Below are 19569 nucleotides of genomic sequence, written 5' to 3' on the forward strand. Positions count from 1 at the left end.
CATCGTGGTGGACATGAACGACACCCCCGCCATCGCGCTCCGCGGACTCCGCAAGCGCTTCGGCCAGCTCACCGCCGTCGACGGCGTCTCGCTCGAGATCGGCCGCGGCGAGGTCGTGGCCCTTCTCGGCCCGAACGGCGCCGGCAAGTCCACCACGATCGACCTCGCCCTCGGTCTCTCGAATCCGGACGAGGGGACGGCCGAACTGTTCGGCGGGACCCCGCGGTCCGCGATCGTCGCCGGCCGTGTCGGCGCGATGCTCCAGGGCGGCGCCCTCCTGCCGACCCTCACCGTCCGCCAGAGCATCGAGCTCGTCGCCGCGGCGCACCGCCACCCGCTCCCCGTCGACGAGGCGATGGAGCGGGCGCGGGTCACCGACATCGCCAAACAACGGGTGGCGAAGCTGTCGGGGGGCCAGATGCAGCGGGCGCGGTTCGCGGTCGCCGTCGTCTCGAACCCCGACCTGCTGATCCTCGACGAGCCGACCGCCGCGATGGACGTCGAGGCCCGGCACGTCTTCTGGGAGTCGATGCGCGCCTTCACCGACGAGGGGCGCACCGTGGTGTTCGCCACCCACTACCTCGAGGAGGCGGACTCCTTCGCCGACCGCATCGTGATCCTCGCGCACGGCCGGGTCGTCGCCGACGGCACGCCCGCCGAGGTGAAGTCGGTGGTCTCGGGACGCGTCGTCAGCTTCTCGCTCGACGGCCTTCCGGCCGGTCTCCACGACGCGCTCGCGACGCTGCCGGGCGTGACCGAGGTGGAGAGCCGCGGCGAGCGCGTCAGCATCCGCACCGCCGACTCCGACGCGACGCTCCGCGCCGTGCTCGCCCACTACCCCGCCGCCCACGACGTCGAGGTGCTCTCGCGCACGATGGACGACGCCTTCCTCGCCCTCACCCAGTCCTCCGAGCTCGAAGGAGCCGTCCGATGAGAATCCGCTACGTCGCCCTCGAGGTCCTGCGCCAGCTCCGGAACGTGCGCAACCTCGTCTTCACGTTCGCCCTGCCCGTCGTGATGCTGCTGATCTTCGGCGGCGCCTACGGCGGCAACGGCAGCGTCGACCACACGACGCACCTGCCGTGGCTCGTCGTCACGACCGTGCAGATGGCCGGCTACGGCGCGATGATGTCGGCGCTCGGGCAGGCGTTCACGATCGTGAACGAGCGCTCGCTCGGCTGGAACCGCCAGCTGCGCATCACGCCGTTGAGCGGTGCCGGTTACCTCGTCACGAAGGTCGCCTCCGCGCTCGCGGTCGCCGCGATCTCGATCGCCCTGGTGTTCGGGGTCTCGATGGCCGTGCTCCACACCTCGCTGCCGGCCGGCGACTGGGCGCTCGCGGGCGTGGCGCTCTGGCTCGGGATCGTGCCGTTCGCGCTCATCGCGATCCTCATCGGGCAGTTCGCCAAGCCCGAGTTCGCGCAGCCGCTGTTCATGGTCGTGTTCTTCGGGATGGCGATCCTCGGCGGCCTGTGGGTGCCGCTGCAGATCATGCCGGCCTGGGTCTCGAACGTGGCGCAGGTGGTCCCGTCGTACTGGCTCAACAAGCTGGGCCAGATGGGGGCGCTCGGCTCGGGCGACGCGATGACCCCCGCGATCGTGCTCGTCGTCTGGAGCTTCGCGCTCGGCGCGCTCATCGTCTGGCGCTACCGGCGCGACGCGGCCCGGGCGTGATCCGGCGCCGCACGGAGCCCTAGCCTTGAGCACCATGACGATCACCCCGGCCGCGCCCGCCGCGCGGCCGGGGCTCGTCGCCCGGCTGTCATCACCCGGCGCCCGTCGCTGGTACGGGGGCTCGATCTTCGGCCTGATCTACCAGACCCTCGAGGTCGGCAGCATCTGGTTCGCGCCCGCGGGGTCGGTCGGATTCCGCGTGCTGGCGACGGCGGTGCTCGTCGTGCTGTACGCCCTCTACGTCGTCCTGCCGCCGGTCCTCTGGCACGAGCGCGCTCCGATCCGCGTCGCCGGGATCGTCGCCTACTGGGCGCTCACCTGCGTCGAGTTCCCGGTCCTCGGGCCGACCGCGATCTGGATCTGGACGCTCATCGTCGTCATGATCGGGTTCACCTGGATCCCGCGGGTCGCCTCGTTCGTGCTGCTCGCCGCGATCGTCGGCGCGCAGCTGCTCATCGCGTGGAGCACCGGTTGGGCCGACTCGGTCGCCGTCGCCCCCTACGTGACGCTCACCGTCGGCATCGGCATGATCGGCTTCGGCCGGCTGGTGCAGCGCAACGCCCAGCTGCGCGAGGCGCAGGAGGAGGTCGCCCGCCTCGCGGTCAGCGAGGAGCGCGCCCGCCTCGCCCGCGACCTCCACGATTCGCTCGGGCATTCGCTGACGGTCGTGACGGTCAAGTCGGAGCTGGCCCGCAAGCTCGTCGGCCGCGACCCGGAGAAGGCGGAGGCCGAGATCGCCGACATCGAGCGGCTCGCGCGCGAGGGGCTCGCCGATCTGCGGGCCGCCGTCGCCGGCTACCGCGACGTCGACCTCGAGGCCGAGCTGGCATCCGCGCGCACGGCGCTCGCGGCGGCCGGGATCGCGGCGCACCTCCCCGACGACGCCGCGGTCGTGCGCCATGAGCTGCGCCCGCTCTTCGGCTGGGTCGTGCGCGAGGGGGTCACGAACGTCATCCGGCACTCCGCCGCGCGGGAGTGCTGGATCGAGCTGAGCGCCAAGCGGGTCATGGTGCGCGACGACGGGTCGGCCCTCTCGACCGGCACGGGCGGCAACGGGCTGCGCAACCTCCGCGAGCGCGCCGAGGCGGCCGGGGCGCGACTCCGCAGCGGCCCGCGCGCCGACGGCGGATTCGCCCTCGAGGTCGCGGCATGAGCGACCCGATCCGCGTTCTCGTCGCCGACGATCAGGCGCTCGTCCGGGGCGCGCTCGCGTCGCTGCTGAACCTCGAGGACGACATCGAGGTCGTGGCGGAGGTCGGCCGCGGCGACGAGGTCGTGGGCGCCGCCCGCGACCGACGCGCCGACGTCGCGCTCCTCGACGTCGAGATGCCGGGGCTGGACGGGATCGCGGCCGCCCGCGCGCTCGCGGCCGGGTATCCCGCCTGCCGCGCCCTCATCGTGACGACGTTCGGACGTCCCGGTTACCTGCGCCTCGCGCTCGAGGCCGGCGCCGCCGGGTTCGTCGTCAAGGACACCCCGTCCGACGAGCTGGCGGCGGCCGTCCGCCGGGTCGCGGCCGGGCTCCGCGTCGTGGACCCCGCCCTCGCGGCCGAGTCGCTCGCCTCCGGCCCCTCGCCGCTCAGCCGGCGGGAGACCGACGTGCTGCTCGCCCTCCGCGACGACGGCACGGCGACGGAGGTCGCCCGGCGCCTGCACCTCTCCGAGGGCACCGTCCGCAACCACGTCTCCTCCGCGATCGGCAAGACGAACGCGCGCAATGCCGCCGAGGCCGTCCGCATCGCGGCGGAGAACGGCTGGCTCCTCGGCTGACCCCGGGCTAGGCTGGCCGGCTGCCCCGCGCCGTGCGAGGGCGGCGGAAGGAGACGGACGATGCCCGTCCGGATCGTCGAGGTGCCGATCCCGGCCGCCCCGGGCGCCGAGGGATGGGAGCTGTTCGCCGCCGTCTGCGAGGTGAGCTCGGCCGTGGAGGTGGCCGCCTACGGCACGCCGGAGCTCGCCGAATCGGCCGAGGAGGTCCTGCCCCACTGGCACGACCCGGAGCAGGTCAAGCACCTGTTCGCCGCCGTCGACGGCGGGCGCGTCGTCGGTCGGCTCGCCGCCTGGACGCCGAACGAGGCGCCCGACAAGGCGAGCAGCTTCGTGCAGGTGCTGCCCGCGGCGCAGGGCCGCGGCATCGGCTCCCTGCTGCACGCGCGGCTCCTCGAGCTGGCGACGCGACAGGGCTGGTCGCGTGCGGTGACCTGGGCGGCGGCCTCGGAGGCGCCCGGCGAGCGCCTCGCCCCGCCGACCGGCTTCGGCTCCGTCCCCCGCGACGCCCGCGGGACGCGCTTCCTGCTCGACCGCGGGTGGCGCCTCGAGCAGGTGGAGCGCTGCAGCCGCTTCGCCCTCCCCGCGGACGCCGATCGCCTCGCCCGTCTCCGCGCCGACGCCGAGACGCGATCGGACGGCTACCGGATCCACACCTGGACGGGCTTCACGCCGGAGCCGCTGCGCGGTGGGATGGCGCAGCTCATGGAGCGGATGACGACCGACGCCCCGAGCGCGGGCCTCGAGGAGCCCGCCGAGAGCTGGGACGCCGACCGCATCCTGGACAACGACCGACGCCTGGCCGACTCCCCCACCACCATGCTGACGAGCGCCGTCGAGCACGTGGCGACCGGCCGGCTCGCCGGGATGACCCGGCTGCGTGTGCACGACGACCCGACCCGGCCGGCGTTCCAGTGGGACACCATCGTCCGTCGCGAGGACCGCGGCCACCGGCTCGGCATGCTCCTCAAGATCGTCAATCTCCAGGCGCTCGAGGAGCGGATGCCGGGCCGCCCGTCGGTCATCACCTGGAACGCCGAGGAGAACCGGCACATGCTCGACGTCAACGAGGCCCTCGGCTTCGTCCCGATCGGATACGAGGGCGCCTGGCGGAAGGACCTGACGTGACCGACGTCGACTACCTCGCGCTCAACCGCGCCAACTGGGACGACCGCGCCGAGGTCCACGCCGCCTCCGCGGGGTACGACCTGGCACGCTATCGCGACGATCCGCGCGCGATCTCGGACGTCGTCTCCTTCGACCGTCCGCTCCTCGGCGACGTCGCCGGGCTCGACGCGGTGCACCTGCAGTGCCACATCGGCACCGACACGCTCTCGCTCGCGCGGCTCGGGGCGCGGATGACGGGGCTCGACCTGTCGCCGACCTCGCTGCGGGTCGCGCGCGAGCTCGCGGCGTCGGCCGGAGCGGACATCCCCTACGTCGAGTCCGACGTGTACGGCGCGGTGGACGCGCTCGGCGCCGGGCGGTTCGACCTCGTCTACGTCAGCGTCGGCGCGATCTGCTGGCTGCCCTCGGTCGCACGGTGGGCGGCGACGGTCGCGGCCCTGCTCCGGCCGGGCGGACGCCTGTTCATCCGCGACGGGCATCCCGTGCTCCTGGCGGTCGGCGAGGAGCACCCCGAGCGGCTCGAGCTCGAGTACCCCTACTTCGAGATGCCGGAGCCGATGGTGTGGGACCAGGACGGCACCTACGTCGATGCCGATCGCCCGCTGACCGCCACCCGCACCGCCGAGTGGAACCACGGTCTCGGCGAGATCGTGACAGCGGTGCTGGCGAGCGGGATGACGCCGACCGGCCTCGTGGAGCACCGGAGCGCACCGTGGTGCGCGATCCCCGAGCTCATGGAGCCGGACGACGCGCCCGGCGAGTGGCGTCTGCGGGAGCGGCCGGAGCGGCTGCCGCTGAGCTTCACGCTGCAGGCGGTGAAGCCCGCCGCCCCGTGACCTCGATCAGCGCGCGCGGATGCGCTGGCAGCGCGGGCAGAAGTGCGACCCGCGGTTCATGAACGTCTCCCGCACGATCGGCGTCCCGCAGCGCGGGCACGGCTCCCCCTGCTGCCCGTAGGCGTTCAGCGAGTGGGAGAAGTATCCCGACGCCCCGTTGACGTTGACGTACTGCGCGTCGAAGCTCGTGCCGCCCTCGCGGAGCGCCTTGCCGAGCACGAGGCGCACCTCGGCGAGCAGGGTCGCCGCGCGCGGGCGCGACAGCGTCTCGGTCGGCTGGTCGTAGTGGAGGCGCGCCGCCCACAGCGCCTCGTCGGCGTAGATGTTGCCGATGCCGCTGATCAGCGTCTGGTCGAGCAGAGCCCGCTTGATGGTGGTGCGCTTGCGGCGCAGGGCGTCGAGGAAGCGGCGATCGTCGAACAGCGGATCGAGCGGATCACGGGCGATGTGGGCGACCTGCGACGGGATGCGCTGCTCCGGGCGGTCGGGCGCCGGCACGAGGCCGTCGATCACCATGGAGCCGAAGATGCGCTGGTCGACGAAGTCGACGCGCAGCGGGCCGGGCCGGCCGTCACCGGTGCCGAGCGGGGAGTCGAGGTCGAGCACGACGCGCGTGAGGCGGTCACGCGCGTGGTCGGGCGAACGCAGCAGGACCTGCCCCGACATCCCGAGGTGCACGCCGAGCACCTCGTCGGAGCCGTCGAGCGGTACCCAGAGGAACTTGCCGCGACGCTTCGGGGCGGCGAGACGCGCGCCGGTCAGCCGCTGGACGAAGTCCTCGGACGGCCCGTCGTGGCGCCGGAGCGAACGCGCGTCGAGCACCTCGACGCGTCGCACGGTCGCGCCCGTGACGGCGGGTTCGAGGCCCGCGCGGACGACCTCGACCTCGGGGAGCTCGGGCACGCGGGTCTAGGCCTTCTTCGACCGGCTCTGCAGCAGGCCCCACGCGGCGAGCGCGGCCTGCATCTCCGCCGTCTTCTTGCTCGTGCCCTCGCCGCCGGCGATCGTCGGCCCGGTGCCGAGCGCGACGTCGGCGTGGAAGCGCTTCGAGTGGTCCGGGCCGGAGTCGGTCACCGTGTAGACGGGGAGACCGCGGCCCATGCGGGCGGCCAGCTCCTGCAGGCTCGTCTTCGGATCCATCGCCGCGCCGAAGCGCTCCGGCTCCTGCAGCAGCGGCTCCACGAGACGCAGCACGAGACCCGTCGCATCGTCGCCCCCGGCCGACAGGTAGGCGGCGCCGATCACGGCCTCGAGCGCATCGGCGAGGATCGACGCCTTCTCGCGGCCCCCGGTCATCTCCTCGCCCTTGCCGAGGCGGATGTGCGCGCCGAGCCCGATCCGGCCGGCGATGTCGGCGAGCGCGACCGACGACACGAGCGACGCCCGGCGCTTCGCGAGGTCGCCCTCGTCGAGCTCGGGGTTGTCGCGGTACAGCTTGACCGTCACGGCCTGCCCGAGGATCGCGTCGCCGAGGAACTCGAGGCGCTCGTTGTGCCCGATGCCGCCGTTCTCGTACGCGAACGATCGGTGCGTGAGCGCGAGCTCGAGCAGGTCGGGAGCGATCTCGACCCGCAGCTGGTCCAGCAGGCCCCGGTGCGCGTCGACCGCGGTCGCCGCCCCCGTGGTCTCGGGACTAGACGTCGGCGACCTTGCGGCCCTTGTACTCCAGGTACAGGGGCGTGCCGGCGGAGTCCTCGACGACCTTGGCGCGGTGCGGGAGGCTGTAGACGGTCCGGCCGTTCTCGACCGACTTGACGAGCTTCGGGAGCTCGGCCTTCCACTGCGAGCGGCGCGAGCGGGTGTTCGAGCGCGACTGCTTGCGCTTGGGAACGGCCATGGTGATCTCTTCTCTGTGCTCGGCCTCGGCGGCCGGAAGGCTGGGGTCCTGGTGCTACTCGCCCGGGTGGTCCGTGCGGAAGCCCTCGAGCGCCGCCCAGCGCGGGTCGGGCGCGGGCGGCTGGTCCTCCGCCGGACTCGCGAGCTTCTCCCCCGTGGCGGGGTCGAGACCCGGGCAGTCCGGCCGGCAGACCGGCTGGAACGGCAGCGACAGCACCACCGCATCCCGCACGACGGGTTCGAGATCCACGTGGTCGTCTCGAACCGCGAAGTCGACAGCTTCGTCAGGAGAATACGCGAAAAGCTCCTGGAAATCGACTTCGACGGGGAGCGAGACGGGGTCGAGGCACCGCACGCACTCGCCGCTCGCGGTCGTGTGCACGTCGGCCGTCACGAGGATCCCCTCGTGCAGACCCTCGAGGCGGACGTCGATCTCGAGCGGGGTGCCGGCGTCGACGTGGGCCGCGCCCTCGCCCAGCTGTTCGGGCGCCGGGAAGGAGAGCGTGCGCTCGCGCATCTCCCCCGGCCGGTGCACGAGGTCGTGGACGGCGAGGTCGTACGGGTTGCGGGCGGACACGTCGTGCAAGGGTACTCGGGTGAGGGTGACGGTGCTGGCGGGCGGAGTCGGCGGTTCGAGGTTCCTGAAGGGCGTGCGCGCGGCGCTGCGCGACGGCGAGCCGTCGGAGATCACGGCCGTCGTGAACACCGGCGACGACATGTGGCTGGCGGGCCTGCGGATTGCGCCGGACCTCGACACGATCGCCTACGCGCTCGCGGGCGTGAACGACGAGGAGCGCGGCTGGGGCCGGGCCGGGGAGACGATGCGGGTCTCCGAGGAGCTGGCGGCGTTCGGCGTCGGCTGGCCGTGGTTCACCCTCGGCGACCTGGACCTCGGCACCCACATCGCCCGCACGGCGTTCCTCCACGACGGCCTGCCGCTCAGCGAGGCGACGCGGCGGATCACCGCCCGCTGGCCGCTCGGGGCCGGCGCCGCGTCGATCGAGCTGCTGCCGGCGACCGACGACGAGGTCGAGACCCACGTCGTGACCGACGACGGCGAGCTGCACTTCGAGGAGTGGTGGACGCGGCTCCGCGCCGCGGCGCCGGCGCGCGCGTTCGTGCAGACCGGCGTCGAGGCGTCGCGGCCGGCGCCCGGCGTGCTGGAGGCGATCCGCGACGCGGACGTCGTGCTGCTCGCCCCGTCGAACCCGGTCGTCTCGATCGGCACGATCCTCGGCATCCCCGGCATCCGCGACGCGGTGGCGACGACCCCTGCGCCCGTGATCGGCGTCGCCGGGATCATCGGCGGCGCGGTCGTGCGCGGCATGGCCGACGCCTGCCTCAGCGCGATCGGCGTCGCGACCGACGCGGCGGCGGTGGCCCGGCACTACGGCCCGCGCTCGGCCGGCGGGCTCCTCGACGGCTGGCTCGTCGACGAGGTGGACGCGGCGTCGGCCGCCGGGCTCGAGGCGGACGGCATCCGCACCCGGGCGCTCCCCCTGCGGATGCGCGACGATGCGTCGTCGGTCGCGATCGTCCGCGCGGCCCTGGGACTGGCGGCGAGCGGGTCGACCCGAGGATGACGGACCCGGTCGTGCTCCGGGAGGACGACCCGCGGACGACGGATCTGCTCGCCCACGGCTGGCGGGTGGTCGCGCGCTCGTGGGGCGCGCACGCCGTCGTGGACGGCGCGCTCGTCGAGCGGCTCCGTGCGCTCCTGAGCGCCTCGACCGCGGCGATCGACGAGCTCGGCCGGCAGCACGACGACGCGATCGCGGCGCTCGACGAGATCACCCGTGGCGACTACCCGCAGTCGGCGGCGACGCCGCACCCGGCCATCCACCGAGCGGCCATCGCCTCCCTGCGGGTCCGCGGTGTCCGCATCACCGGGGCGACCGAGGGCGACCGCGTCGTCGCGATGACGGCGATGCGACGGCTCGGCGACGCGGCCGAGACCGAGTTCACCGCCGTCGCGCCGGACCGGCGGCGACGCGGGCTCGCGGTCGCGGTCAAGGCCGCGGCCATGCTGGCGGCGATCGACGACGGTGCCGTCCGCCTCGGCACCGGGGGATCCGCGCTGAACGAGGCGAGCATCCGCATGAACGAGCGCTGCGGCTACGCGCTCGACGAGCGCTGGGTGACGCTCGAGCGCTGAGAGACCCGGCCGGCGGTCTACGCGGCGGCCGCCGCCAGCTCCGCCGCCGTCCGCGGGCCGAGGCCGGCGGTCGCGGCGAGCTGCTCGGGGGTGTCGACGTCGAGGGGCACGGTGCTGCCCGCCGGCAGCACGAGCTCGGCGAGCGCGAGCTCCCGGTGCCGGCGGGCGGACTCCGGGCCGAACGCGTGCCGCAGCTCGATGCCCGCCTGCGCGGTCACGAGCGTCGTGCCGGTGCCCTCGCGGTCGGCGACGAACCCGGTCGGGACCGCTGCGGCGCGACGCAGGGCCTCCTCGAGGTCCTCGGGGCGGAGCGCCGGCAGGTCGCCCAGCAGCACCGCGCGGGGCGCGTCGTGGCCGGCCGTCGCGAGCCCTGTGGCGATCGCGGCGCGCAGTCCGCGCGGGGCGACCTCGGCGACGATCTCGGCCTCCGTCGCGAGGGTGCGATCCGAGGTGACGACGAGCACGCGGCCGACGCGGGGCGTCGCGAGCGCGGCGTCGATCGTGTCGAGCGCGATCGCGCGGACGAGGCCCGGCTCCGCGCCGAGTCGCGACTTGCCGATGTCGGCGGGCTTCACCGGGACGATGAGGGTCCACACGCGCACGAGCGTACGCACTCGGCGGCGCGGCTCGCTACGCTGGAGCCGGTCCTCCGGCGGGTCTCGCCGGGTGCACGGGGGCGCTCTGCCCCGGTCCGGCCCTCCCGCGTCTCGCGCGGTCCGCGTCCGCATCTCGTCACCCGGAGACCCATGCGCATCCGTCCGCTGCCCCTCCTCGCCGCCGTCGCCGCGGTCGGCCTCCTCGCCGGCTGCTCGAGCGCGGCCGCCGCGCCGCCCACCGCCTCGGCGAGCGCCGAGCACCTGAGCCTCACCAACTGCGATACCACCGTGACGTTCGACCACCCCCCGCAGCGGGTCGTCGCGATCAAGTCGACCTCGACGGAGATGATGCTCGCGCTCGGCGTCGGCGACCGGATCGTCGGCACCGCCTACCAGGACGGTCCGGTGCCGGCGCGATGGTCCGCCGCCATGAAGACGGTGCCCTCGCTCTCCGACTTCATGCCGAGCGAGGAATCGGTGCTCGCGAAGAAGCCCGACCTCGTCTACTCCGGGTGGGAGTCGGCGTTCTCCGCCGACCAGGCCGGCACGCGCTCCGAGCTGGCGGGCCTCGGCGTGGCCAGCTACGTGCAGCCGGCCGCGTGCCGCTCCACGCCGGTCGCGAAGCTGAGCTTCTCCGAGGTATTCCGCGAGATCCGCGAGGCGGGCCGCATCTTCGGCGTCGAGTCGACCGCCGATCGTCTCGTCGCGCGGCAGCGGGCCGAGCTCGCCGCGATCCCGCGCGACTCCCGCGGCCTCACGGCGCTCTGGTACTCCTCCGGCGACGACACGCCCTACGTCGGCGGCGGCACCGGCGCCCCCGAGCTCGTGCTCGAGACGGCGGGCCTGCGCAACGTGGCGGCCGATCAGAAGCAGACCTGGACCACGCTCGGCTGGGAGTCGGTGGTCGCCGACGACCCGGACGTGATCGTCCTCGTCGACGCCGACTGGAACACCGCGGCCGCCAAGATCGCCAAGCTCGAGAGCGACCCGGCGACCGCCGCGCTGCCCGCGGTGAAGAACCACCGGTACATCACGATCCCGTTCCCCGAGGGCGAGGCGGGCGTCCGCAGTGTCGACGCCGCCGCCTCCGTCGCGGCGCAGCTGCAGAAGCTGAACCTCGCGAAGTGAGCGCACGCGCGGTCGTCGCGGCGGTGGTGCTCGGCGCGCTGCTGCTGGCGTCGATCGCGGTCGCGACGACGATCGGCTCGTCGGGGCTCGCGATCGGCGAGGTCGCGCGCTCCGTGCTCGCGCATCTCGGGATCGGGCGCAGCCCCCTCGGCGCGCTCGACGACGGGATCGTGTGGCAGCTCCGTCTCCCCCGCGTGCTGACGGCCGCGGCGGTCGGCGCCGGTCTGGCGCTCGTCGGCGCGATCATGCAGGCCCTCACCGCCAACCAGCTCGCCGACCCGTACCTGCTCGGCCTGTCGTCGGGGGCGTCGTTCGGCGCGGTGAGCGTGCTGCTGCTCGGGGTGTCGCTCCTGCTGCCGCTCGCGGCGTTCCTCGGCGCCCTGGCGGCCCTCGCCATCACCCTCGGGCTGGCGGGCGCGCTCGGCCGGCTCACGCCGAGCCGGACCGTGCTGGCGGGGGTCGCGGTCTCCGCGCTCGGGAGCGCGCTCACGAGCTTCGTCGTCTTCTGGACCGCGCGCGGCGACGCCTACCAGGACGTGCTCAACTGGCTGCTCGGCTCGCTCGCCGGGGCGCGCTGGCCGCAGGTCGCGATCGCGGTCGGCGGGATCGTCGTCATCGGCATCCCGCTCATGACGACCGGCCGGGTGCTCGACGCGTTCGCGTTCGGCGACCGGATGGCCGCGTCGCTCGGCGTGAACGTGACGGGCGCACGCTGGGGGCTGCTCGGCTCGACGGCCGTGCTGACCGGCGTCCTGGTGAGCGTGAGCGGCTCGATCGGCTTCGTCGGACTCGTGCTCCCCCACGCCGTGCGCCTCATCGCCGGACCGCGGCACCGCGTGCTCCTGCCGCTCTCCGCGCTCGTCGGGGCGATCTACCTGGTCTGGGCCGACACGGCCGCGCGCACCGTGCTCGCCCCCCGGGAGCTGCCCGTCGGCATCGTGACGGCGCTCATCGGGGCGCCGGTGTTCGCGATCCTGCTGGCGCGGCGGAAGGCGCAGTCGTGACGGGCGGGTCGGCGACCGGTCTCGAGGTCGAGGGGCTCGTCGTGCGGGCGGGGCGGCACGAGCTCGTGCACGGGGCCGCGTTCAGCGCACCGCGGGCGGCGGTCACCGCGATCCTCGGGCCGAACGGCGCCGGCAAGTCGACGATCCTCCGTGCGATCGCGGGAGTGGAGAAGCCGTCCGCCGGCGCGATCCGGTTCCGGGGCGACGACCTGCGATCGCTCGGTCGCCGCGAGCGGGCGCAGCGCGTCGCGTTCGTGGAGCAGGACGCGACCACCGACCTCCCGCTCGACGTGCACGACGTGGTCTCCCTCGGCCGTACCCCGTACGAGCCGCGCTGGGGCGGGCGCGACCCGAACGCCGCGACGGCGATCGACGGGGCGCTCGCCGCGGCGCGCGTCGAGGCGTTCGCCGAGCGCCGGTTCGCCTCGCTCTCGGGCGGCGAGCGGCAGCGCGTCATGCTCGCTCGGGCGCTGGCGCAGCAACCGCGGCTCCTGCTCCTCGACGAGCCGACCAACCACCTCGACGTGGCCGCACAGTTCGAACTGCTCGCGCTCCTCCGCGAACATGCCGATCGGGGCATGACCGTCGTGACGGCGCTGCACGATCTCACCCTCGCGGCCGATCAGGCGGATGCCGTGGTCGTCATCGCGAGCGGCCGGGTCGTCGCGAACGGCCCGGCCCGCGAGACCCTGACCTCGGAGCTGATCCGCGAGGTCTACAGGGTCACGGCCAGGTGGACCGAGAACCCGGTGACCGGGCGGCCGATGCTGGTCCTGGGGCGCCGGGCCTGAGTCGAGCCCGTTCTCACTCGTCGGAGTGACCGGGAAGCCGCGCGAACAGCGAGGCCGGCAGCAGGACGGCGCGCACGGCGTCGCGCCCGCGGCTCGTCGCCGCGATCGAGCGGCGCACGGCGCGCAGCTCGTCCAGGGAGATCGGGCGGGGCGTCCGGGCGTACGCGCTCTGCTCGACATGGCCGCAGAGCTCGCCGATCGCGTCGCGCGACGCGGGCAGCACGGTCACGAGCCGCTCCGCGAAGTCGCGCGCGGTCTCCGACTCCGGGGCCATCCAGCCGTGGTCGCGCGCGGTGTCGCGCACCTCCGCCCACGCGTTCGCGGCCGGATCCCGCCCCCGGGCGATGGCCCGCTCGCGTCGCGCGCGGACCAGGCGACGGGTCGTGAACGGGCCGAGCACCAGCGCGACGATGACGACGAGGACGCCGAGCCCGATCCAGGGGGCCGGGCCGGCACCCCGCGCCGCGGAGGCGTCGCCCGCGGTCGCCGCGCCGGAGGCCACCGAGGTCGGGTCGTTGAGCTCCTTGCCGCCCGTGCTCGCGGTCGGGTTCGGCGCGGTGGTCTGCTCGCCGCCCGTCGCGCCCTGGGCGATCGCATCGTCGACCGCCGCGGGCTGCGAGTAGACGGGCAGCTCCCCCCGGCCGGGCGTCGGCTCGAAACGCAGCCACCCGATGCCGGAGAAGTAGAGCTCCGGCCACGCGTGCAGGTCGTGCGAACTCACCGTGTAGACGGACTTGCCGTCGACGGTCGTCGGCGAGCCGGGCTGGAATCCGACCACCATGCGCGCCGGGATGCCGAGCGTGCGCGCCATGACCGCCATCGACGAGGCGAAGTGCACGCAGTAGCCCTCCTTCTTGCGGAGGAACTCGGCGATGATCTGCGCCCCGGTGCCGTCGTAGCCCTGCTCGACCGGCGCGGTCTCCGAGTAGGTGAAGCCTCCGGTGCTCTGGAACCAGTTCTGCAGCGCGAGCGCCTTGTCGTACTCCGTCGTCGCGCCCGAGGTCACCTCCGTGGCGGTCTGCGCGATCACAGCCGGCATGCCGGGCGGCAGGGAGAGGTCGCCGACCCGCTGCGCCTCGGCCAGGTCGGAGGCGCGCAGCTGCGTGAGGTCGGGCTGCACGTCGACGAAGCCGACGCGGTACTTCTGGCCGCCGGCGCTCGTGTCCTGGCTGCGCACCGACAGGCCGCCGTCGACGTAGCGCCAGTCGCCCTGGAGCCCGCTGACCCGGGAGGCGGGGTACGGCACCGGCAGCCATCGGCCGGTCACGCCCCCCACCCGCACGTCGGCGGTGAGCGAGGTGCGCTCGACGACCGGGAGCAGCCCCGCCGGGGCCGGGAACCGGTTCACCGTGTTCTGTCGCGGCGGCGCGACGTCGGAGGGCGACCACTGCCGCCCGTCGAAGCGGTCGAGCGTCGCGAGCCGCAGGTACACCGCCTCGCCCGAGCTGGTGGAGTAGGTGAGCGCGGTCACCGCCGTCCCGCGCCGCAGATCGTCGCCGAGGTTGACGAGCGGGTTGATGGCGCCGTCGATGCCGGTTCCGCCGGTCTGCTCCGCGGGGGTCACCGCGGGCAGCAGGCTGGGGATCACGAGGGATCCGAGCACGACGGCCGCGGCGGTCGCGAGCGTCGAGGGCAGCGCCGCGATCCGGCTCCCCCGCCGGATCAGCGCGAGGTAGAGCACGGCGGTCACGACGTACCAGAGCGCGTCGGCGACGCCGGCCCGCACCGCGACGGGCACCGCGAGGAGCGCGAGGAGCGGGATCGCGGTGAGCGCCGGGGCGCGTCGCAGCACGAGGTCGCCGAACAGTGCGCACCCCGCGACGAGGAGCGCGAGCAGGAAGACGATCCCGAGCTCCGGTGTCGCGGGCAGCGCCTGCTCGGCGATCGACAGCCAGGCCAGGTCGGCGAGTCGGCCGAACCGGCCGATGACGTCCGGGGTCGGGATGACGCCGAGCAGCGCCTTGTCGGCCGCGTATCCGGCGGTGAGGCCGAGCAGCGCGACCGCCGCGGCGACGACCGTCGGCAGCCAGGCGGGGCGCGCGATCCTCCGGGTGATCGTCGCGCTGGCGAGCACGAGCACCACGAACACCGCCCCGGCCGCGAACCACGACAGGTCCTGCAGGAGGGGGTGGAGCCCGGCGTAGGCGCTCAGGAGCGCGAGCCCGAACAGGACGGTCGCGGTGAGCTCGCCGCGGGGGCGCGCGGGACGACGGCGGCGCTGCGTCGGGGCGCGCCTCGGATCGGAGAGCGGCCGCCGGGTCTCAGTGAGCGCCATGCGTCGCCTCCGTCACGGCCGAGATCGCGCGCCACGCATCGCCCGGCTCCGCGCCCGCGGCGACGGGCACGACCGTCCACCCGGCGTCGGCGAGGCGATCGAGCACCTCCTCGCGGGCGTCGACCGTGAACGCGACCGCGAGGTCGGCGCCACGGCGACGGCGCAGCAGCCACTCGATCGTGGCATCCTCCGGGTCGCCGACGAGGGCGAACAGCGGGCCGCTCGTGTCGGGGACGGCGCCGGCGAGCTCGGCGACCGGACGCTCGAGCAGCCGGACCGCCGCGAGACTCGTCAGGAAGCCCTCGGCCCGGCGCCCGCCCTCCCAGCGCTCGCCGAGCGCGTCGATCTGCGGCAGCGCGGTCTCCTCGACCGTGACCTGGAACCCGTTCGCCTCCAGGTGCATGCCGAGCGAGGCGGTCATCCGCACGACCCACTCGAACGCCTCGGAGCTGCTCGACGAGTCCCAGGTCTCCCCGGCGTCCGGGCGCGCATCCGGATAGCCGCCGAGCCGCGTGTCGACGACGAGCCGGGCGTCGGGGTGGCTGCGATGCTCCTCCTGGCGCACCATGAGCTCGCCGTGCCGCGCGGAGGCCCGCCAGTGCACACGGCGCAGCGCATCTCCCGGGCGGTACTCGCGAGTCGTCAGATCGTCGTCGTTGCCCGTCGCGCGCCGCTGCACGAGCTGCGCGGCGCCCTCACCGTCGGCGAGCACCGGGCCGCCCGACGGGAGATCGCCGACGGCAGGGATGACGACGAGCCGGTCCTGCACCCCCACGGCCGCCACCGACGCCGCCATCCCGAACGGATCCTGGTTCTCGACGACGAGGGGCCCGATCCCATAGACGCCGCGACGCGGCGGGGCGAGCTCGTACTCGGCCGTCACGATCCGGGCCGCGGTCCCGGTCGCCGGGATGGGTCCCAGGCGATGGGGCGGCGCGGAGGCGGGCCACGGGATCGCGTCGTTCCAGACCAGGTCCGTGCTGGTCGTCGCGCCCGCGTTGCGGATCCGGATCCCGACCCGCACGGTGCCGCCCGCGGCGACCACCGGCGGCGAGAACACCCGGAGGACCTCGAAGCGCGGGCGGCGCACCCGGGCGACGAACCGACCGACGAGCGGGAGCAGGATGCCGGCGACCCCGGCGACGAGGAACTCGGGTCGGCCGAGCGGGTAGGCCAGCACCGCGATGACGACGCCCAGCGCGAGCGTCACCCAGCCGCGGCCGGTGAAGCGCATCCGGGCGGTGCGCCGCAGCCCGCGGGGCGCGGGCGCGTCGGCGTCGTCCGGATCGCGTCGAGCCATCAGGCGGTCCCGGCGGCTCCGAGGGGCACCGGGGTCGCGGCCACGATGCGGGCGGTGATGTCGGCGACGTGCCCGGCGCCGAACGCGCCGGATCCGACGGAGGCGCGCGCCGGCATCATGCGATGCGCCAGCACGGCGACGGCGAGCGCGTCGAGGTCGTCGGGCAGCACGAAGTCGCGGCCGTCGAGGGCCGCGCGCGCCTTGGCGGCGCGGACGAGTTGGAGCGTCGCCCGCGGGCTCGCGCCGAGCCGCAGCTCGCGATCCGTCCGGGTCGCCGAGGCGATCGCGACCGCGTACTGCTCCACCGCGGGGCTCACGAAGACCTGCCGGACGGTCTCGATCATCCGCCGCAGCCGGTCGTGCGAGACGACGGGCTGGAGCCGGTCGATCGGGCTGCCCGACTCGCGGGTGCGCAGCATCGCGACCTCGTTTGCCGGGTCGGGGTAGCCCATCGAGATGCGGGCCATGAACCGGTCGCGCTGCGCCTCGGGCAGGGCGTAGGTGCCCTCCATCTCGACCGGGTTCTGCGTCGCGACGACCGTGAACGGATCGGGCAGCCGGTAGCTCCGGCCGTCGACCGAGACCTGGCGCTCCTCCATCGACTCGAGGAGCGCGGACTGCGTCTTCGGCGACGCCCGGTTGATCTCGTCGCCGATCACGATGTTCGCGAACACCGGGCCGGGCTTGAACTCGAAGTGGCGCTCGCCCTGGTCGTAGACGCTCACCCCCGTGATGTCGGCCGGCAGCAGGTCGGGCGTGAACTGCACGCGCGAGACGGTGCAGTCGACCGAGCGGGCGAGCGCCCGGGCGAGCATCGTCTTGCCGACGCCCGGCACGTCCTCCACGAGCAGGTGGCCCTCGGCGAGGAGGACCGTGGTCGCGACCTCGACGGCCTCGCGCTTGCCGTCGATGACGGTCTCGATCGCGGCCATGACCGCCCGCGCATCCATCAGGAACTCGGCGGGGGCGAGCGCGCGCGGCGCCCCGGTGTCGTCCTCCGGCTCCGTCGCCGTCAGATCGTGCGCATCCATCGCGTCCATTCCGAGGGATTCTGCCACGGGGCCGTGCCGGTCGGCTGGGTCATGGGACGAAAACGGGCGGAGCAGGGCGCGGGCGTCCATTAGTTAGGTTCTTGACTATTAGACACTTGATAGTTAGGTTTCAAACTATGAATGACAGCGACGACGTCTGGGCGCTCATGTTCCGGATCCTCGGCAGGTCCCGCACCGCCACGGAGCGACTGATCCGGAACACCGGGCTCACCGGACCGCAGGCACGAACGCTCGGATACATCGAGGCCCACGAGCACGAGGGCATCACCGCGCGACAGATCGCCGAGACCTTCGGGACCACCCCGGCGAGCGTGTCGAGCCTCATCGGCGGGCTCGAGCGCGGAGGTTACCTCGAGCGCACCGCCGACCCCGCCGACGCGCGGTCGAAGCTGCTGCGCGTGCTGCCGAAGGGCCGCGGCCTCACGAGCGGCTTCGACGAGGTGCTGGACGAGTTCAAGCGCCAGATGACCGCCCCCCTCACCTCGGAGGACCGCGCGACTCTCGTTCGTCTGCTGACCGCCGTCGACGACCACCTCGACACCCTCGAGAACGAGAAGAGGAACGCATGACCGCCCTGACCGAGCCCTCCGCGCCGGAGGCGCGGAGCGACCGCTGGTACCTCGCGACGGCGGGCATCTGGCGCGCGCTCGCGCACCTCGCCCTGCCCATGATCGCCGCCGTGACGGTCGGCGGCGTCTACAGCGTGATCAACGCCGGATTCATCGGCGCCCTGCACTCGACCGCGCTGCTGAGCGCCATCACCTTCGGCGTGCCCGTCTTCGCCCTCATCATGGCCGTCGGCGGCGTGTTCGGAGTCGGCGGCAGCACGGCGATCTCGCGGCTCATGGGGTCCCTGGACGGCGCGGACTCCGCGACGTCCGACCGGATCCGTGACGACATCCGCCGCTACGCCGCCTTCACCGTGTGGGGCGCCGTCGGTGCCGGCGTGGTCATCGGCGTCGTGTGCCTGCTCTTGCTCGGCCCGATCACCGCCGCGCTCGGCGCCGACGCCTCCGCCACCGGAGCGACCTCCGCCTACATCGGCATCCAGTTCGCCGGTGCGCCGATCCTCGTCGTCGCCTTCGCGATCGAGCAGGTCGTGCGGGCCGAGGGAGCCACTCGCGCCTCGATGTTCGGCCTCATCTGGTCGACCGTCGCGAATCTCGTCTTCGACGTGCTCTTCATCCTCGTGTTGGGAATGGGCGTCTTCGGCGCCGGACTCGCGCTCGTGCTCTCGAACGCCGTCGCGGTCGCCTATTACGCGCGCTTCCTCCAGCGCCGGAGCGGCAACGGCATCAGCCTGGCCCCGCGCTGGTTCTCGCTGCGCGCCTCGATCGTCCGGGAGGTCTTCGCGATCGGCTCCTCGGAGCTCGTCATGAGCTCGTTCCTGCTGGTGTCGTCGCTCCTGCTCAACCACCTCGCCGTCGCGTACTCCGACAGCGTGATCGCCGCGTTCGGCGTCTCCCAGCGCATCGTGCAGCTGCCCGAGTTCCTGTGCATGGGGGTGACTCTCGGTGTGCTGCCGCTGATCGCCTACAGCTTCGGAGCGCGCAATCGGGAGCGCCTGCGCCGCGGTGTCCGCGCCGCTGCGATCACGGTCGCGGCCTTCACGCTGGTGTTCTCCGGGGCGGTGTTCCTGCTCCGCGGAGAGGTGTTCGGGTTGTTCAGCTCCGACGCTGAGGTCCTGCGGGTCGGGGTGCTCATCCTCACCGCGCAGCTCGTCTCGACGATCTTCAACGGCTTCACCGGCCTGATCATCGCGGTCTTCCAGGGCATCGGCGCCGGTCGCGCGACGACGATCATGTCGTTCGCGCAGGGTCTGCTCTTCATCCCGATCGTCATCGGGGCGAATCTGGTGTTCGGCATGACCGGCCTGATCTGGGCGATGGCGGTGACCGAGGCGATCGTGCTGGTCGTCGGGCTCGTGCTGTGGTCGATCGAGCGACCGACGCGACGGATCGCGAGCGACGACGAGGCGTCGCAGGCCCTCGCGATGGTCGAGGCCTGACCTCGAGGAGAGAGCGCCG

Annotated in this window: 21 protein-coding genes; 13 read left to right on the plus strand and 8 right to left on the minus strand. The window is 73.8% G+C overall.

The window, feature by feature from the left end; translation table 11 throughout:
• Positions 1–13 precede the first annotated feature (13 nt).
• From ACTHM3_RS14835 to ACTHM3_RS14860, 6 genes are read left to right on the plus strand one after another with little or no spacing between them, the layout of a single operon-like run.
• Positions 14–934, plus strand: a complete 921-nt coding sequence (locus tag ACTHM3_RS14835; RefSeq protein ID WP_440407101.1) for an ATP-binding cassette domain-containing protein — start codon at positions 14–16, stop codon at positions 932–934.
• On the plus strand, positions 931–1674 hold the full coding sequence (locus tag ACTHM3_RS14840) for an ABC transporter permease (RefSeq protein WP_440407103.1): 744 nt from the start codon (positions 931–933) through the stop codon (positions 1672–1674). Before ACTHM3_RS14835 ends, ACTHM3_RS14840 begins: the two co-directional genes overlap by 4 nt.
• A 34-nt stretch (positions 1675–1708) precedes the next feature.
• Positions 1709–2827, plus strand: a complete 1119-nt coding sequence (locus ACTHM3_RS14845) for a sensor histidine kinase (RefSeq protein WP_440407104.1) — start codon at positions 1709–1711, stop codon at positions 2825–2827.
• The gene (locus ACTHM3_RS14850) at positions 2824–3444 is read left to right on the plus strand and encodes a response regulator (RefSeq protein ID WP_440407105.1); all 621 of its coding nucleotides are present in this window, start codon (positions 2824–2826) and stop codon (positions 3442–3444) included. Before ACTHM3_RS14845 ends, ACTHM3_RS14850 begins: the two co-directional genes overlap by 4 nt.
• Positions 3445–3504: 60 nt before the next feature.
• Complete coding sequence (locus ACTHM3_RS14855) at positions 3505–4569, plus strand: GNAT family N-acetyltransferase (RefSeq protein ID WP_440407107.1); 1065 nt, start codon at positions 3505–3507, stop codon at positions 4567–4569.
• Complete coding sequence (locus ACTHM3_RS14860; protein WP_440407109.1) at positions 4566–5405, plus strand: class I SAM-dependent methyltransferase; 840 nt, start codon at positions 4566–4568, stop codon at positions 5403–5405. The genes ACTHM3_RS14855 and ACTHM3_RS14860 overlap by 4 nt, the downstream gene beginning before the upstream one ends.
• A 6-nt stretch (positions 5406–5411) precedes the next feature.
• Here the strand turns inward: ACTHM3_RS14860 and mutM are convergent, their stop codons facing one another.
• The 4 genes from mutM to ACTHM3_RS14880 are packed head-to-tail and all read right to left on the minus strand — an operon-like array spanning position 5412 to position 7818.
• A complete protein-coding gene (mutM, locus tag ACTHM3_RS14865; RefSeq protein ID WP_440407111.1) occupies positions 5412–6308 on the minus strand; it encodes a bifunctional DNA-formamidopyrimidine glycosylase/DNA-(apurinic or apyrimidinic site) lyase in 897 nt (298 codons plus the stop codon).
• A gap of 6 nt (positions 6309–6314) precedes the next feature.
• Positions 6315–6992 carry a ribonuclease III gene (gene rnc / locus ACTHM3_RS14870; protein WP_440407199.1) on the minus strand — a complete coding sequence of 226 codons (678 nt, stop codon included), beginning with the start codon at positions 6990–6992 and terminating at the stop codon, positions 6315–6317.
• A gap of 46 nt (positions 6993–7038) precedes the next feature.
• Positions 7039–7242, minus strand: coding sequence for a 50S ribosomal protein L32 (gene rpmF, locus ACTHM3_RS14875; RefSeq protein WP_440407113.1), 204 nt, complete (start codon positions 7240–7242; stop codon positions 7039–7041).
• 54 nt (positions 7243–7296) lie between these two features.
• Positions 7297–7818: a YceD family protein gene (locus ACTHM3_RS14880; RefSeq protein ID WP_440407114.1), complete on the minus strand. Its 522-nt coding sequence runs from the start codon at positions 7816–7818 to the stop codon at positions 7297–7299.
• 19 nt (positions 7819–7837) lie between these two features.
• Here ACTHM3_RS14880 and cofD point away from each other — a divergent pair, with 19 nt between their 5' ends.
• Positions 7838–8824 carry a 2-phospho-L-lactate transferase gene (cofD, locus tag ACTHM3_RS14885; RefSeq protein WP_440407116.1) on the plus strand — a complete coding sequence of 329 codons (987 nt, stop codon included), beginning with the start codon at positions 7838–7840 and terminating at the stop codon, positions 8822–8824.
• Entirely contained in the window at positions 8821–9396 is a 576-nt protein-coding gene (locus tag ACTHM3_RS14890) for a GNAT family N-acetyltransferase (RefSeq protein ID WP_440407118.1), read from the plus strand. The genes cofD and ACTHM3_RS14890 overlap by 4 nt, the downstream gene beginning before the upstream one ends.
• A 17-nt stretch (positions 9397–9413) precedes the next feature.
• Here the strand turns inward: ACTHM3_RS14890 and cofC are convergent, their stop codons facing one another.
• Positions 9414–9992, minus strand: a complete 579-nt coding sequence (gene cofC, locus ACTHM3_RS14895; RefSeq protein WP_440407119.1) for a 2-phospho-L-lactate guanylyltransferase — start codon at positions 9990–9992, stop codon at positions 9414–9416.
• Positions 9993–10142: 150 nt separating this feature from the next.
• Here cofC and ACTHM3_RS14900 point away from each other — a divergent pair, with 150 nt between their 5' ends.
• Genes ACTHM3_RS14900 through ACTHM3_RS14910 form a run of 3 tightly spaced genes read left to right on the plus strand, consistent with a single transcriptional unit; the run spans position 10143 to position 12915 of the window.
• The gene (locus ACTHM3_RS14900; protein ID WP_440407121.1) at positions 10143–11120 is read left to right on the plus strand and encodes a putative F420-0 ABC transporter substrate-binding protein; all 978 of its coding nucleotides are present in this window, start codon (positions 10143–10145) and stop codon (positions 11118–11120) included.
• Positions 11117–12124, plus strand: coding sequence for a putative F420-0 ABC transporter permease subunit (locus ACTHM3_RS14905; protein WP_440407123.1), 1008 nt, complete (start codon positions 11117–11119; stop codon positions 12122–12124). The genes ACTHM3_RS14900 and ACTHM3_RS14905 overlap by 4 nt, the downstream gene beginning before the upstream one ends.
• Positions 12121–12915 carry an ABC transporter ATP-binding protein gene (locus ACTHM3_RS14910; RefSeq protein ID WP_440407125.1) on the plus strand — a complete coding sequence of 265 codons (795 nt, stop codon included), beginning with the start codon at positions 12121–12123 and terminating at the stop codon, positions 12913–12915. The genes ACTHM3_RS14905 and ACTHM3_RS14910 overlap by 4 nt, the downstream gene beginning before the upstream one ends.
• Positions 12916–12928: 13 nt before the next feature.
• On the opposite strand, the gene ACTHM3_RS14915 is transcribed toward ACTHM3_RS14910, so the two are convergent.
• Genes ACTHM3_RS14915 through ACTHM3_RS14925 form a run of 3 tightly spaced genes read right to left on the minus strand, consistent with a single transcriptional unit; the run spans position 12929 to position 17440 of the window.
• Positions 12929–15190, minus strand: coding sequence for a transglutaminase TgpA family protein (locus ACTHM3_RS14915; protein WP_440407126.1), 2262 nt, complete (start codon positions 15188–15190; stop codon positions 12929–12931).
• On the minus strand, positions 15177–16490 hold the full coding sequence (locus ACTHM3_RS14920; protein WP_440407127.1) for a DUF58 domain-containing protein: 1314 nt from the start codon (positions 16488–16490) through the stop codon (positions 15177–15179). Before ACTHM3_RS14920 ends, ACTHM3_RS14915 begins: the two co-directional genes overlap by 14 nt.
• On the minus strand, positions 16490–17440 hold the full coding sequence (locus ACTHM3_RS14925; RefSeq protein ID WP_440407201.1) for an AAA family ATPase: 951 nt from the start codon (positions 17438–17440) through the stop codon (positions 16490–16492). The genes ACTHM3_RS14920 and ACTHM3_RS14925 overlap by 1 nt, the downstream gene beginning before the upstream one ends.
• Before the next feature lie 218 nt (positions 17441–17658).
• Here ACTHM3_RS14925 and ACTHM3_RS14930 point away from each other — a divergent pair, with 218 nt between their 5' ends.
• Entirely contained in the window at positions 17659–18111 is a 453-nt protein-coding gene (locus ACTHM3_RS14930) for a MarR family winged helix-turn-helix transcriptional regulator (protein ID WP_440407128.1), read from the plus strand.
• Positions 18108–19550: an MATE family efflux transporter gene (locus ACTHM3_RS14935; RefSeq protein WP_440407130.1), complete on the plus strand. Its 1443-nt coding sequence runs from the start codon at positions 18108–18110 to the stop codon at positions 19548–19550. The genes ACTHM3_RS14930 and ACTHM3_RS14935 overlap by 4 nt, the downstream gene beginning before the upstream one ends.
• Positions 19551–19569 lie beyond the last annotated feature (19 nt).

Origin of the sequence: Pseudolysinimonas sp., assembly GCF_051954455.1 — a bacterium.
Classification (GTDB): domain Bacteria; phylum Actinomycetota; class Actinomycetes; order Actinomycetales; family Microbacteriaceae; genus Pseudolysinimonas.

Coding starts and splice junctions, on each gene's coding strand:
- ACTHM3_RS14925 (WP_440407201.1), bottom strand. CDS start 17,440: ATGGATGCGCGGGCGGTCATGGCCGCGATCGAGACCGTCATCGACGGC.
- ACTHM3_RS14855 (WP_440407107.1), top strand. CDS start 3,505: ATGCCCGTCCGGATCGTCGAGGTGCCGATCCCGGCCGCCCCGGGCGCC.
- ACTHM3_RS14835 (WP_440407101.1), top strand. CDS start 14: ATGAACGACACCCCCGCCATCGCGCTCCGCGGACTCCGCAAGCGCTTC.
- ACTHM3_RS14845 (WP_440407104.1), top strand. CDS start 1,709: ATGACGATCACCCCGGCCGCGCCCGCCGCGCGGCCGGGGCTCGTCGCC.
- ACTHM3_RS14900 (WP_440407121.1), top strand. CDS start 10,143: ATGCGCATCCGTCCGCTGCCCCTCCTCGCCGCCGTCGCCGCGGTCGGC.
- ACTHM3_RS14850 (WP_440407105.1), top strand. CDS start 2,824: ATGAGCGACCCGATCCGCGTTCTCGTCGCCGACGATCAGGCGCTCGTC.
- ACTHM3_RS14890 (WP_440407118.1), top strand. CDS start 8,821: ATGACGGACCCGGTCGTGCTCCGGGAGGACGACCCGCGGACGACGGAT.
- ACTHM3_RS14915 (WP_440407126.1), bottom strand. CDS start 15,190: ATGGCGCTCACTGAGACCCGGCGGCCGCTCTCCGATCCGAGGCGCGCC.
- ACTHM3_RS14935 (WP_440407130.1), top strand. CDS start 18,108: ATGACCGCCCTGACCGAGCCCTCCGCGCCGGAGGCGCGGAGCGACCGC.
- ACTHM3_RS14920 (WP_440407127.1), bottom strand. CDS start 16,490: ATGGCTCGACGCGATCCGGACGACGCCGACGCGCCCGCGCCCCGCGGG.
- ACTHM3_RS14930 (WP_440407128.1), top strand. CDS start 17,659: ATGAATGACAGCGACGACGTCTGGGCGCTCATGTTCCGGATCCTCGGC.
- rpmF (WP_440407113.1), bottom strand. CDS start 7,242: ATGGCCGTTCCCAAGCGCAAGCAGTCGCGCTCGAACACCCGCTCGCGC.
- ACTHM3_RS14840 (WP_440407103.1), top strand. CDS start 931: ATGAGAATCCGCTACGTCGCCCTCGAGGTCCTGCGCCAGCTCCGGAAC.